Raw genomic sequence first — 13,318 nt, 5'->3', positions numbered from 1 at the left:
GGCAACCGTATGCTGCGGCCGACCTGCCAAACCCCACCACCCACAAAGGGGAACTCATGTCAGCGAAGCCGCCGATACGGCGACTCGCCCGACGGCTGACCGCCACGGCAGCCGTGCTCGCCGCGACGGCCGGTGTCCTGTCCACGGTCACCGCCCCCGCGAGCGCCCACGACCGCGGCCCCGGGAACGGCCGGCACGACCGGACCGTCGACGTCCAGATGCTGTCGTTCAACGACTTCCACGGCAACCTGGAGCCCCCGCAGGGCTCCTCCGGCACCGTGACCGAAGCCGAGCCGGACGGCACGAAGAAGGTCGTCCCGGCGGGCGGCATGGAATACCTCGCCAGCTCGCTGCGCACGGCCCGCAAGGGCCACGAGTACTCCGTCACTGCGGCCGCGGGCGACCTCATAGGCGCCAGCCCGCTGATGTCCGGCCTCTTCCACGACGAGCCGACCATCGAGGCGATGAACAAGCTCGGCCTCGACGTCACCTCCGTGGGCAACCACGAGTTCGACGAGGGCCGGACCGAGCTGACCCGCATGCAGAAGGGCGGCTGCCACCCCAAGGACGGCTGCTACGAGAAGGGCCGGAAGTTCCGCGGCGCCGACTTCCCGTACCTCGCCGCGAACGTCACCGACGAGAAGACCGGCAAGCCCATCCTCAAGCCGTACACGGTGTGGAAGCACAAGGGCGTGAAGATCGGCTTCATCGGCGTCACGCTCAAGGGCACCCCCGACGTCGTCACCGCCGAGGGCGTCAAGGGCCTGAAGTTCGGCGACGAGGTCCAGACGATCAACAAGTACGCGGACGAACTCAACCGCCAGGGCGTCAAGGCGATCGTCGCCCTCGTCCACGAGGGCGGCTACCCGGCCTCCGGCTCGTACAACTACAACTGCGACACCCCCGGTGCGGGCGCCGGCATCTCCGGCCCGATCGTCGACATCGCGAAGCACGTCACCCCGAAGGTGGCCGCCCTCGTGACCGGTCACACGCACGCGGCCTACAGCTGCACCATCCCCGACCCGTCGGGCGCACCGCGCACCGTGACGTCGGCCGCGTCCTTCGGCCGCCTGTACACGGACACCACGCTGACGTACGACCTGCGGACGAACGACATCGTCCGGACCGCCGTCAAGCCGCCGCACGCCGTCAACCACGTGGTCAGCCGGCAGCAGCCGAAGGCCAAGGACATGACGAAGCTGATCGGCCGGTGGAACAAGCTGGCCGCACCGGTGGCCGACAAGCCGGTCGGCTACATCTCCGCCGACATCAACGGCCGGGGCGCGGGCAGTTACGAGGAACCGCTCGGTGACGTGATCACCGACGCCCAGCTGGAGGCCCTGTCGCCCGCCGCCAAGGGCGGCGCCCAGATCGCCTTCATGAACCCCGGCGGCATCCGGTCCGACCTCGCCTACAAGGCCTCCGGCAACGAGGGCGACGGCGTCGTCACGTACGGCGAGGCGTTCACCGTCCAGCCGTTCACCAACATGATGCAGCTGAAGGACCTGACCGGCGCGCAGGTCATCAAGGTGCTGCAGCAGCAGGTCACCGGCCCCAACGAGGCCGAGCCGAAGATCCTCCAGGTGAGCAACGGCCTGACGTACACGCTCGACCTGACGAAGAAGGGCGCCGACCGCATCGTCACGTCCTCGGTGAAGCTGAACGGCACGCCGATCGACCCGGCGAAGACGTACCGCGTCGCCGCGAACGAGTTCCTGATGGGCGGCGGGGACGGCTTCCCGGTCTTCAAGGACGGCACCAACAAGCTGGTCGGCCCGTCCGACCTGGACGTGTTCGTCACGTACCTGACGGCGCACTCGTCGAAGACCTCGCCGCTGGCGCCGCCGAAGGCGGAGCGGATCACGGTCATCAAGTAGCGGCGCACAGGCGCGCGGTGCAGCGGGTGAGCGCGCGGCTGGAGTGAGTTGCTCCGAGGGGCGGTAGATCCGGGTGCGGATCTACCGCCCTTTGGTTTTGGAGGAGTTCATGATGAAGCAGGTGCAGCGGGTACTGGCGACGGTTGCCGTGACGGCCGTACTCGGGTTGGGAGGTGGGGCGTTGGCGACGCCGGCCGCGGCGGCGGATGTGGACGTCAATGCTCTTGGAGGGGCGGCCACCGCGGTCGTGGACAGCTTCCTGGGCGCAGGGCTCCTCGGCATCGAGATCGTCCACCTCCCCATCTCCCTCGACAACATCTGACCGATTTCCGGCCGTATACGGAGTTGGCCGGAATCCCCGCCCCCGCATTGCCGAGCACGCAACGACCCGGAATGATCACGTCCCGTATCGATCCGATCACTCACAGGACTGGAGACGAGACGTGGCATCCCGCTTTGCGTTACGCGCCCTCGCCGCGACCGTGGCCGTGGCGGCCCTGGGCGTGCCCGCGACATCGGCGTACGCGGCCACCGCGCCGCAGCCGGCTGCGAACGCGACGACGGTCGCGGACGACAACCCCTTCCGGTGGATGGAACTGGACGGCCTGAAGGCCGAGTTCCATTTCATGTGCCCGGCCGGGCACTGCGTGGGCTACTGGTCACTGGCCCTGGCGGACCAGGCGGCCGCGAAGCCGTACGCGGGCGGGGAGTTCTTCGTGTACGCGCCCGCGACGGGCGAGTTCGGGTTCTTCCTGAACGGCGACATCGCGGAGCGCACGGTCCAACGGCCCGGACAGGTACGGGTGATCGACAGCGAGTTCCTGCACACGCACCCGCGCGTGGAGATCCGCTACGGCAACCCGAACCACCCGCGGGCGGCCCGAGTGGTGGCATCGGCGACAACGCTGATGTGACGCAGAACGTCTGCCGGCGCACATCTTCAGCCACACCCGCGCGTCGTGAAGATGTGCGCCGGCAGAGGCCGGACGACGTGCACAGCCGTCGCGTGGTCGTCGCGACTCCCCCGAAACCCCCGAGTTCCTGCCATGAGGTACACGTTACGGCCACATTCCGCGAAGACGCGGAAACCCCGGCACAACGGCCGAAAAGTGTCCCGCTTTTTGCGCGTATTGATGCTAAGACTCGCGTTCGAGGCATCGCCCGGATACGGCCGGTTTCCCCAACGGCCGGAACAGGTAAGGCGTTTGTTAACGTACTGGCGGTAGCCCTTGCGTCCGAGGGCCGCACGCATGGTGGGATGTGGTGATGCGAACCCCCACGCGCATGCCTCCCCGTCCCTCCAACCCCTATGACGAACTCGCCTCGCTCGCCGATCCGGAACCGGTGACCGAACCGATCACCGAACCGATACCCATAGCCATACCGGAGCCGGTGCCGATATCCCTCGGCGAACGCGACGACGAGCCCTGGTCGCCCCCCGACCACCGCCGCGCCAGGCGGCCGCGGCCACGCCGGCGACGGCGCCGGCCACGCCGTAAGCACCGTCTCCTCAAGCTGCTGATCGCCGCCGGTGCGCTGGCCGTGATCCTCGTTCTGGCCGACCGGTGTGCCGCGATGTACGCGGAGAAGAAGGCGGAGCAGAAGCTCCAGCATGCCTTGCACCTGGAGGCCGCGCCCCAGGTCGACATCCGCGGATTCCCCTTCCTGACCCAGGTGCTGGACAAACGACTCACCCGGGTCGACGTGACCGTGCCGCACCTCGCCGCCGACCGGGTGTCGATCGCCCGCGTGCACGCCTCCGCACAGGACATCCGGCTGACCGGAAGCCTGCCGAACGACGTGCGCGGAGCCGTGGTCGGGCAGATGGAGGGGAACGTCCTGCTGTCGTTCGACGACATGAACCGTGAACTCGCCGCTTCGCAGGTCAAATTCAGTGACGACGGCGGCAATGTCATCGCCGCCCGCGGCTCGCTGAACGTCGCCGGGCAGGAGCTGGTGCTCCGGGCCCAGGCGCACCTGCGCCGGGTCGGCGACCAGGGCGTGTCCACGGACATCGACGGCATGAGCCTGGACCTGCCCGGCATCGCCGTCTACCGCCCCGGGGGCGGGGACAAGAGCCTGCTGCTGCACCGGGAGACGGCCGAGCGCATCAGCCGCGACGCGGCGCGCGTCAAGGCGCTGTTCTCGGTGCCGTCGATCGCGCAGCGGCTCGGCCTGTCGCCGGACGACGCGGCCGCCGTGCTGGACGACGAGGACCGGCTGCACGAGGTCACCGGGGCGCCCCGCTTCGTCGACCGGCTGATGCAGGTCAATCTCATCGACGTCGTGGCCGACCATCCGTGGCTGCTGGGGAAGGTGGGCATCGACCCCAAGGTGCTCGACGGCGTCACCCGACTGCGGCCGCCGGAGCTGAGCGACCGGCTGTCCTTCTCCTTCCGGCTCCCGAAGGAGGCCGAGGATCTCCATCTGCATCTGGACAAGTTGACCGTCCAGCGTGACGGGGTTCGCGCCGACGTGTCGGGCAGCGGGCTGGCCTTCAGCCAGTAACGCCCAGCGCCGGCGGCTCCACCGGTGCCCCCGGCAGCCGGAGCGACGCCACCGTGCCGCCGCCCTCCGCCCGGCGCAGGGTCACCGTTCCGCCGGCCTGCTGCACCGTGCGGGCCACGATCGACAGGCCCAGGCCGCTGCCCGGCAGGCTGCGGGCCGACGGCGAGCGCCAGAACCGGTCGAAGACGTGCGGGAGTTCGTCCTCGGGGATGCCGGGGCCGTGGTCGCGCACGGTCAGTTCGCCGTTCGTCAGTCGTACCTCGATCACGCCGCCCGCCGGGCTGAACTTCACCGCGTTGTCCAGCAGGTTCACCAGCGCCCGGTCCAGGGCGGCCGGCTCGGCGCGGACGTACCAGGGCTGCAGGTCCGCGTCGATCGTCAGGCCGGAGCCGCGCAGCCGGGCCCGGCCCAGGGCCCGTTCCGCGGCCTCGTGGAGGGCGACCACCTGCAACGGGCCGCTGCCCGGGGCCGCTTCGGGGCGGGAGAGCTCCTGCAGATCGCCGATCAGGGCGGCCAGTTCCGTCATCTGGGCCTTGACGCTCGCCAGCAGCTCCGCCCGGTCCTCGGGCGGGATCGCCCGGCCCGTCTCCTCGCTCCTCGCCAGCAGGTCGATGTTCGTCCGCAGGGACGTCAGCGGCGTGCGCAGCTCGTGCCCGGCGTCCGCGATCAACTGCTGCTGACGTTCGCGGGAGGAGGCGAGCGCCGCCGTCATGGAGTTGAACGACCGTGACAGGCGGGCGATCTCGTCGTCGCCCTCCGCTGGGATGCGGACGGCGAGGTCCTCGGTGCGGGCGATGTGCTCGACGGCGCCCGTCAGCTGGTCCACCGGCCGCAGGGCGGCGCGCGCGATCCACAGGCCGGCGGTGGCCGCGCCCAGGACGCCGATGCCGGCCGTGATCACGAGGACCAGGGCGAGCGAGTTGAGCGGCTTGTTCACCACGTCGAGCGGCTGGGCGACCGAGACCGCCGCGTTCGGCAGCTTCGCGGTGCTGTAGGTCGCGACGCGCATCCGTTCGCCGTCGACGGTCCGGGAGTCGTGCAGCACCACGTCGTCGACAAGGCCCTGGGCCACGGCCAGGTCCGTCCCGGTCACCTTGACCTGCGTCTTGCCCGGGGTCGTGCAGACGGCGCCGCCCGCGGTGACGATCTGCACGGTGTACGAGGTGGGGGGCAGCCCCTGGGCCGGGACGCGGTTGCTGCAGTTCGCGACCAGGTCGCGCATGTAGTCGGAGGGCACGTTGACGTTGGCCAGCGTCGTGTCCTGCTGGTGGGACAACTGCTGCTTGGTGACCAGCCAGCACGCCCCCGCCGCCACGGCGACGGCGAAGGCGACGGCCCCTGCCGTCAGCAGGGCCAGTCGCGAACGCAGCGGGAGCTTGCGGAGCCTGCGGATCATTCGCTGCCGCCGTCTCCCCGCAGGACGTAGCCGACGCCCCGGACGGTGTGCACGAGGCGCGGCTCACCGCCCGCCTCGGTCTTGCGGCGCAGGTACATCACGTACACGTCCAGGGAGTTGGAGGAGGGTTCGAACTCGAAGCCCCACACGGTCTTGAGGATCTGCTCGCGCGTGAGCACCTGCCGGGGGTGGGCGAGGAACAGCTCCAGCAGCGTGAACTCGGTGCGCGTGAGCTCGACGGAGCGGGTTCCGCGCGTCACCTCGCGGGTGGCGAGGTCCATGCGCAGGTCGGCGAAGGAGAGGATGTCGGCCGTGTCGGCACCCGGGGCGGCCGCCGCGCTCGCGTACGAGCTGCGGCGCAGCAGGGCGCGGATCCGGGCCAGCAGTTCGTCCAGCTCGAAGGGCTTGACGAGGTAGTCGTCGGCGCCGGCGTCCAGGCCGGTGACGCGGTCCCCGACGGTGTCCCGGGCGGTGAGCATGAGGATCGGCACGGTGACGCCGGAGGCGCGCATCCGGCGGGCGGCGGTGAGGCCGTCCATGCGGGGCATCAGCACGTCGAGGACGATCAGCTCGGGCCCGTAGGAGTCCACCTTGGCGAGGGCGTCCAGCCCGTCGACGGCCAGTTCGGTCGCGTAGCCCTCGAAGGCCAGGCTGCGGCGCAGGGCCTCGCGGACGGCGGGCTCGTCGTCGACGATCAGGATGCGGGAGGGCTGGTCGCCGTGCTCGGCGGGGCTCATCGGCTTACCTCACGGGGTCACGGGGGTCACGTCTGCGGTCACAACTGCGGACGTCTGCGGGCAGGATCCCTCTCAGCCTCGCACGTCACCCTGCCCCCTCGGGGATCAGTTGCCGCTGCCGCCCGCGCGGAGCTTGGCGAGGTCGGCCTTGACGGTGTTGACCGGGATCGCGAAGCCGAGGCCGACGCTGCCGGCGGAGTCACCGGACGCGGAGCCCGAAGCGGGGGCGTACATGGCCGAGTTGATGCCGATGATCTCGCCGCTCATGTTGATGAGCGCACCGCCGGAGTTGCCGGGGTTGAGGGAGGCGTCGGTCTGGATGGCCTTGTACGTGGTCTTGGACGAGCCGGTGTCGCCGTTGTACTGGTTGCCGCCGAACTCGAACGGCCAGCCCGGGAGCCCGCGGCCGTCGCGGCCCCGGCCCTGGTCCTGCCCCTGGCTGCCCTGCTCCTTGGCGACGGTGACATCGCGGTTGAGGGCGGAGACGATGCCGCTGGTGACGGTGCCGGTCAGGCCCTCGGGGGAGCCGATGGCGACGACCTGGTCGCCGACGCGCAGCTTGCCGGAGTCGCCGAGCTTGGCCGCCTTGAGGCCGCTCGCGCCCTGGATCTTGATGAGGGCGAGGTCCTTGTCGGGGTCGGTGCCGACGACCTTGGCGGTCTTGGTGCTGCCGTCGCTGAGGGAGACCTGGACGGTGTCGGCCCCGGCGACCACGTGGTTGTTGGTGACGACCTCGCCGTCGCCCGTGACGATGACGCCGGAGCCGGTGGACTGGCCCTGGCCGGTCGTGGCCTTGATCTCGACGATGCTGGGGCTGACGGCCTGGGCGACCCCGGAGACGCCGGAGACCTTCGAGGAGGCGTTCTCGACGGGCGTGCTCTGGCTGGTGCCGCCGGAGCCGCCGGTGAACTCGCTGACGAGGGCCGCGGCGCCGCCGCCGGCCACGGCCGCGACGAGCGCGCAGGCGGCCAGCAGGCCGATGGGCCCGCGGGCGCGGCCCCGGCGGCGGCCGCCGGGCTGCGGTGCGGGGACGGGCGCGGGCTGGGCGAAGCCGACGTGGCCGCCGCCGTCTCCTCCGGCGCCACTGCCGCCGCCGGGCCAGACGGTGGCGCCGCCGGGCGTGGTGACGGGGGCCTGCGGCGGCTGGGCCGGGGGCGCCGGCCAGCCGAAGGGCTGCTGCTGGTGGTCAGGGTCCTGGTGGCCGTAGCGGCGAGTGCTGTCCGTCATGTGTACGACTGTGCGCCCCGTTCATGAGAACAGTCTGAGTGCGTACTGAGAAGCCCGGCAGAACACGGCGCCCCGTCAGGGGCGCTCGAGATCCGCCAAACGCGGCGCTAGCCGCAGCCGCACGAGCGCCGGATCACCAGTGCCGAGGGGAACTGTTTCAGCCGCTCGCGCCGCGTCCCCGCGTAGCGGAGGCCGTCGTCGAGCACGAGGTCCACCGCGGACCGCGCCATGGCCTGCCGGTCCGACGCCACCGTGGTCAGCGGCGGATCGGTGAGCGCCGCCTCCTTCACGTCGTCGAAGCCGGCGACGGCCAGCTCGCCCGGCACGTCGATGCGCAGTTCGCGCGCGGCCCGCAGGACGCCGATGGCCTGGTCGTCGGTGGCGCAGATGAGGGCGGGGGGCCGGTCGGGGCCGCTGAGCAGCTCCAGGGCGACCTTGTAGGCCTCGTAGCGGTTGTAGGGGGCCTGGAAGAGCCGGCCCTCCAGCGACTTGCCGGCCTCCCGCATGGCCCGCCGCCAGCCCTCGACGTGGTCGGTGACCGGGTCGCCGACGGCCGGGGTGTGTTCGGTGCCGCCGAAACAGGCCACGTAGGGGTGGCCGTGTTCCAGGAGGTGCCGGGTGGCGAGCTGGGCTCCGCCGATGTCGTCCGTCACCACGGCGACGTCGTCTATGGCGTCCGGCCTGCGGTGCATCAGCACGACGCGGGCGTCCCACGCGTCGATCTCGGTCGCCGCGTGCTCGCTGGGGCCCTGGCTGATGAGGATGAGGCCCGAGACGCGCATGCCCAGGAAGGCCCGCAGGTAGTGCACTTCGCGCTCGTCGAGGTAGTCGGAGTTCCCGACGAGGACCATCTTCCCGCGCTCGGCCGCCGCCTGCTCGACCGCGTGCGCCATCTCCGCGAAGAAGGGCTGGCGCGCGTCCGGGACGATCAGGCCTATGAGGTCCGTCCGGCGGGAGGCCATCGCCTGGGCGACCCGGTCGGGCCGGTACCCCAGTTCCTTGATCGCGGCCAACACCCGCTCCCGCGTCGCCGGTGCCACCGGTCGCGGTCCGTTGTTGATGACATAGCTGACCACTGCGGTGGACGTCCCCGCCAGCCTCGCCACATCGTCCCGCGTCACCTTGGCCACGCGCGGCAGTCTACGCGGGTCCACCTAGGGTTTGGCAGGTCGTGATGACTTCGTAGTGAGGGCCCGCGAAGGCTCGGGGCCGCAGTCCTCGGGGCCGGCCGCGGGCCCAGTTCCCTTACCGGATCCGGACCCCTCCGACCGGCCCTCCGGCTCCGGCTTCTCCGGGAGCACGAAGCGGTATCCGACGTTCCGGACGGTGCCGATCAGGGACTCGTGCTCGGGGCCCAGCTTGGCCCGCAGCCGCCGGACGTGCACGTCCACCGTGCGCGTACCGCCGAAGTAGTCGTAGCCCCAGACCTCCTGGAGCAGCTGGGCCCGGGTGAAGACCCGGCCGGGATGCTGGGCGAGGTACTTGATCAGCTCGAACTCCTTGAAGGTCAGGTCCAGGACCCGGCCCTTGAGCTTGGCGCTGTAGGTGGCCTCGTCGACGGAGAGGTCGCCGGTGCGGATCTCCATGGGGCTGTCGTCCATGGTGATCTGCTGCCGGCCCATCGCCAGCCGCAGCCGGGCCTCCACCTCGGCCGGGCCCGCGGTGTCGAGGAGCACGTCGTCGACGCCCCAGTCCGCGGTGACGGCGGCCAGGCCGCCCTCGGTGACCACGAGGAGCAGGGGACAGCCGGGGCCGGTGGAGCGCAACAGCTGGCAGAGGCTGCGGACGTGCGGGAGGTCGCGGCGGCCGTCGATCAGTATGACGTCGGCGCCGGGCACATCCACCAGTGCGGGGCCCTCGGCGGGGGCCACGCGCACGCTGTGCAGCAGCAGGCCGAGCGCCGGGAGCACCTCGGCAGAGGGCTGGAGCGCATTGGTCAGCAGCAGCAAGGAGCTCATCGTCGGTTCCTCCGCTCTGAGGGCTTCCGAATGCACAAAAGGACCCGGGGGCGACTCTGCCCGGATCCTCTCTGCCCAGCAGGATAACCCACAGGACATTCGACGGCACGGAAGATTTTGCACAGCCTTGTGTTCCGTCGGTCACTTCGGGTGGTCATGACCGTGCCCTCTTGACGGACGGTTCCCCGCGCCCGAAGGGGCGCGGGGCTGTTACATCCTGCGGCTCCGCCGCGTGGGCGCGACCAGCCACAACAGACCCGCAGCCGAAGCTCAGGCCTCTTCCACGACCGGCTGCGCGAACTGCGCCTCGTAGAGCCGCGCGTATGCGCCCCCGGCGGCGAGCAGCGCATCGTGAGTGCCCTGTTCGACGATGCGGCCGGACTCCATGACGAGAATGACGTCCGCATCCCGGATGGTCGACAGCCGGTGCGCGATGACGAAGCTCGTACGTCCCGTGCGCAGCCGGCCCATGGCCTGCTGGATGAGGACCTCGGTACGGGTGTCCACCGAGCTGGTCGCCTCGTCCAGGACGAGGATCTCCGGCTCGGCCAGGAAGGCCCGGGCGATGGTGATCAGCTGCTTCTCGCCGACGGAGACGTTGGAGCCCTCGTCGTCGATGACGGTGTCGTAGCCGTCGGGCAGGGTGCGCACGAAGCGGTCGACGTGCGTGGCCCTCGCCGCCTCGACGATCTTGTCCATGGGGACGTCCTGGGCGCCGTAGGCGATGTTCTCGGCGATGGTGCCGCCGAACAGCCAGGTGTCCTGCAGAACCATGCCGATGTGCGAGCGCAGCTCCTCGCGGGACATCCCGGCGACGTCGATGCCGTCGAGCGTGATGCGGCCGCTGTTGACCTCGTAGAACCGCATGAGCAGGTTGACCAGGGTGGTCTTGCCCGCGCCGGTCGGGCCGACGATGGCGACGGTCTGGCCGGGGCGCACGGTCAGCGAGAGGTCCTCGATGAGCGGCTTGTCCATGTCGTAGCGGAAGGAGACCTGCTCGAAGGCGACCTCGCCGCGGACGTGCTCCGGCCGCACCGCGTCCGCCGCGTCCGGCGACTGCTCGTCGGCGTCGAGGAGTTCGAAGACCCGCTCGGCGGAGGCCACGCCGGACTGCACCAGGTTGGCCATCGAGGCCACCTGTGTGAGCGGCTGGCTGAACTGGCGCGAGTACTGGACGAAGGCCTGGACGTCACCGATCGACAGCGCGCCGCTCGCGACCCGCAGGCCGCCGACGACGGCGACCATCACGTAGTTGAGGTTGCCGATGAACATCATCGCGGGCTGGATCACGCCGGAGATGAACTGGGCCTTGAAACCGGCCTGGAAGAGCTCCTCGTTCTCCTTGCGGAAGGTCTCCGCGGACTCCCGCTGGCGGCCGAAGACCTTCACCAGCGAGTGGCCGGTGTACATCTCCTCGATGTGGGCGTTGAGCTTGCCCGTCGACTTCCACTGCGTGACGAACTGGGGCTGCGCCCGCTTGCCGACCTTGGTGGCGACCACGATCGACACCGGCACGGTGACCAGCGCGACCAGGGCGAGCAGCCAGGAGATCCAGAACATCATCGCCAGCACGCCGACGATCGTCAGCACCGAGGTGACGATCTGGCTCAGCGTCTGCTGGAGCGTGGTGGCGATGTTGTCGATGTCGTTGGTGGCACGGGAGAGCACCTCGCCGCGCGCCTGCTTGTCGAAGTAGCTCAGCGGCAGCCGGCCGAGCTTCTCCTCGACCTCCTCGCGCAGCCGGTACACGGCCCGCTGCACGACCGTCGTGGCGATCCGGGCCTGGACGAACCCGAACAGCGAGGCGGCGACGTAGATCAGGAACACCCACAGCAGGACGACGCCGACGGCGTCGAAGTCGATGCCGTGGCCGGGGGTGAAGTCCACGCCGGACAGCAGGTCCGCGATCTTGTTGTTGCCCTGCTGCCGCATGTGCGCCAGGGCCTCGGCCTTGGTCGTGCCGGCGGGTATCTGGTGCCCGATGACACCCGCGAAGATCAGGTCCGTCGCATGGCCGAGGATCTTCGGCCCGATGACGGTCAGCGCCACGCCGGCGACGCTGAGGAACAACCCGACCGAGATCAGCCCGCGTTCGGGGCGCAGCTGCGCGAGCAGCCGACGGCTGGAGCCGGCGAAGTCCATGGACTTCTCGGTGGGCTGGGCGCCCATCCAGCGCGCGGGCCCGCTGGCCGGCGCGGGACCTCTGCGCTGCGGGGGGCTCTGGTTCCCGTCGGAACTCACGCGGCCTCCTCCTCCGTGAGCTGGGAGAGCACGATCTCCCGGTACGTCTCGTTGGACTCCATGAGTGCGGAGTGGGTGCCGGTGCCGACGACGCGGCCCTCGTCGAGGACGACGATGCGGTCGGCGTCGCGGATGGTGGACACGCGCTGGGCGACGATCAGCACGGTCGCCTCGCCGGTCTCGCGGGCCAGGGCGGCCCGCAGCCGGGCGTCGGTGGCGTAGTCGAGCGCGGAGAAGGAGTCGTCGAAGAGGTAGATCTCCGGCTTGCGGACCAGGGCCCGGGCGATGGCCAGGCGCTGGCGCTGGCCGCCGGAGACGTTGGAACCGCCCTGGGCGATGGGCGCTTCCAGCCCGTCGTCCATGGCCTCGACGAAGTCCCGGGCCTGGGCGACCTCCAGGGCCTTCCAGAGCTCCTCGTCGGTGGCGTCGGGGCGGCCGTAGCGCAGGTTCGAGGCGACGGTGCCGGAGAAGAGGTACGGCTTCTGCGGGACGAGCCCGACGGCCTCGGAGAGCACGACCGGGTCGAGCTCGCGGACGTCCGTGCCGTCGACGAGCACGGTGCCCGCGGTGGCGTCGGACAGCCGGGGGATCAGACCCAGCAGCGTCGACTTGCCGCTGCCGGTGGAGCCGATGACGGCGGTGACCTCGCCGGGCCGTGCGACGAGGGAGACGTCCTTGATGACCGGCTCCTCGGCGCCCGGGTAGCGGAACTCCACGCCGCTGAGCTCCAGATGGCCGTGCCGGCGCAGCTCGGTGACGGGCGCGAGCGGCGGGACGACGCTGGATTCGGTCTCCAGCACCTCCTGGATGCGCTCGGCGCACACCTCGGCGCGCGGCACCATCATGAACATGAAGGTGGCCATCATGATCGCCATGAGGATCTGCATGAGGTAGCTGAGGAACGCCGTCAGCGCGCCGATCTCCAGCTGCCCGCTGTCGATGCGGTGCCCGCCGAACCACAGGACGGCGACCGACGAGAGGTTCACGATCAGCATCACGGACGGGAACATCAGCGACATCAGCCGCCCGGCCCGCAGCGAGACGTCCATGAGCTCCGCGTTCGCCTTACGGAATCGTTTCCGTTCGTGCGTGTCGCGGACGAAGGCGCGGATGACCCGGATACCGGTGATCTGCTCGCGCAGCACGCGGTTGACGGTGTCGATGCGCTCCTGGACGCCCCGGAAGACCGGGCGCATCCGCCAGATGATCAGCGAGACGACGACGCCCAGCGCCGGAACGATCAGCAGCAGCAGCGCGGACAGCGGAACGTCCTGGTTGAGCGCCAGGCCGATGCCGCCGATGCACATGATCGGCGCCGAGACCATCAGTGTGAACCCCATGAGCGTCAGCATCTGGACCTGCTGGACGTCGTTG

11 protein-coding genes are annotated in these 13,318 nt (G+C 70.4%); 4 read left to right on the top strand and 7 right to left on the bottom strand.

Annotated features, from left to right (window positions below; translation table 11 throughout):
• The first annotated feature begins 56 nt into the window (after positions 1 to 56).
• The 4 genes from ACWD4B_RS18195 to ACWD4B_RS18180 all read left to right on the top strand — a co-directional run bounded on the left by ACWD4B_RS18195 (position 57) and on the right by ACWD4B_RS18180 (position 4,385).
• A complete protein-coding gene (locus tag ACWD4B_RS18195) occupies positions 57 to 1,877 on the top strand; it encodes a bifunctional metallophosphatase/5'-nucleotidase (RefSeq protein ID WP_451421664.1) in 1,821 nt (606 codons plus the stop codon).
• A gap of 109 nt (positions 1,878 to 1,986) precedes the next feature.
• The gene (locus ACWD4B_RS18190; protein WP_451421663.1) at positions 1,987 to 2,199 is read left to right on the top strand and encodes a hypothetical protein; all 213 of its coding nucleotides are present in this window, start codon (positions 1,987 to 1,989) and stop codon (positions 2,197 to 2,199) included.
• A 121-nt stretch (positions 2,200 to 2,320) separates the two neighbouring features.
• On the top strand, positions 2,321 to 2,791 hold the full coding sequence (locus ACWD4B_RS18185) for a hypothetical protein (RefSeq protein WP_451421662.1): 471 nt from the start codon (positions 2,321 to 2,323) through the stop codon (positions 2,789 to 2,791).
• Between the two features lie 370 nt (positions 2,792 to 3,161).
• Entirely contained in the window at positions 3,162 to 4,385 is a 1,224-nt protein-coding gene (locus tag ACWD4B_RS18180; protein WP_451421661.1) for an LmeA family phospholipid-binding protein, read from the top strand.
• Here the strand turns inward: ACWD4B_RS18180 and ACWD4B_RS18175 are convergent.
• From ACWD4B_RS18175 to ACWD4B_RS18145, 7 genes are all read right to left on the bottom strand, one after another.
• Positions 4,375 to 5,781 (bottom strand): sensor histidine kinase, encoded by a 1,407-nt coding sequence (locus tag ACWD4B_RS18175; RefSeq protein ID WP_451421660.1) that lies wholly within the window; start codon positions 5,779 to 5,781, stop codon positions 4,375 to 4,377. The two genes, ACWD4B_RS18180 and ACWD4B_RS18175, sit on opposite strands and share 11 nt — an antisense overlap.
• Positions 5,778 to 6,518 (bottom strand): response regulator transcription factor, encoded by a 741-nt coding sequence (locus ACWD4B_RS18170; RefSeq protein WP_336415344.1) that lies wholly within the window; start codon positions 6,516 to 6,518, stop codon positions 5,778 to 5,780. Before ACWD4B_RS18170 ends, ACWD4B_RS18175 begins: the two co-directional genes overlap by 4 nt.
• Positions 6,519 to 6,623: 105 nt before the next feature.
• Positions 6,624 to 7,745, bottom strand: a complete 1,122-nt coding sequence (locus ACWD4B_RS18165; RefSeq protein WP_451421659.1) for a S1C family serine protease — start codon at positions 7,743 to 7,745, stop codon at positions 6,624 to 6,626.
• Between the two features lie 107 nt (positions 7,746 to 7,852).
• The gene (locus ACWD4B_RS18160) at positions 7,853 to 8,875 is read right to left on the bottom strand and encodes a LacI family DNA-binding transcriptional regulator (protein WP_451421658.1); all 1,023 of its coding nucleotides are present in this window, start codon (positions 8,873 to 8,875) and stop codon (positions 7,853 to 7,855) included.
• 24 nt (positions 8,876 to 8,899) lie between these two features.
• A complete protein-coding gene (locus tag ACWD4B_RS18155) occupies positions 8,900 to 9,703 on the bottom strand; it encodes a response regulator transcription factor (protein ID WP_451421657.1) in 804 nt (267 codons plus the stop codon).
• 270 nt (positions 9,704 to 9,973) lie between these two features.
• A complete protein-coding gene (locus ACWD4B_RS18150; RefSeq protein ID WP_451421697.1) occupies positions 9,974 to 11,872 on the bottom strand; it encodes an ABC transporter ATP-binding protein in 1,899 nt (632 codons plus the stop codon).
• 68 nt (positions 11,873 to 11,940) lie between these two features.
• The coding region (locus ACWD4B_RS18145) for an ABC transporter ATP-binding protein (protein ID WP_451421656.1) at positions 11,941 to 13,318 on the bottom strand (1,378 nt) is incomplete at its 5' end.

This window comes from Streptomyces sp. NPDC002536 (genome assembly GCF_053594995.1).
The sequence above is the reverse complement of the archived record's forward strand: the minus strand, read 5'-3'. Positions and strand labels throughout refer to the sequence as shown.

What these genes read in the sequence shown, in the direction of transcription:
- ACWD4B_RS18180 (WP_451421661.1), top strand. Translation starts at nt 3,162, where the DNA reads ATGCCTCCCCGTCCCTCCAACCCCTATGACGAACTCGCCTCGCTCGCC.
- ACWD4B_RS18195 (WP_451421664.1), top strand. Translation starts at nt 57, where the DNA reads ATGTCAGCGAAGCCGCCGATACGGCGACTCGCCCGACGGCTGACCGCC.
- ACWD4B_RS18155 (WP_451421657.1), bottom strand. Translation starts at nt 9,703, where the DNA reads ATGAGCTCCTTGCTGCTGCTGACCAATGCGCTCCAGCCCTCTGCCGAG.
- ACWD4B_RS18170 (WP_336415344.1), bottom strand. Translation starts at nt 6,518, where the DNA reads ATGAGCCCCGCCGAGCACGGCGACCAGCCCTCCCGCATCCTGATCGTC.
- ACWD4B_RS18150 (WP_451421697.1), bottom strand. Translation starts at nt 11,872, where the DNA reads ATGGGCGCCCAGCCCACCGAGAAGTCCATGGACTTCGCCGGCTCCAGC.
- ACWD4B_RS18190 (WP_451421663.1), top strand. Translation starts at nt 1,987, where the DNA reads ATGATGAAGCAGGTGCAGCGGGTACTGGCGACGGTTGCCGTGACGGCC.
- ACWD4B_RS18165 (WP_451421659.1), bottom strand. Translation starts at nt 7,745, where the DNA reads ATGACGGACAGCACTCGCCGCTACGGCCACCAGGACCCTGACCACCAG.
- ACWD4B_RS18175 (WP_451421660.1), bottom strand. Translation starts at nt 5,781, where the DNA reads ATGATCCGCAGGCTCCGCAAGCTCCCGCTGCGTTCGCGACTGGCCCTG.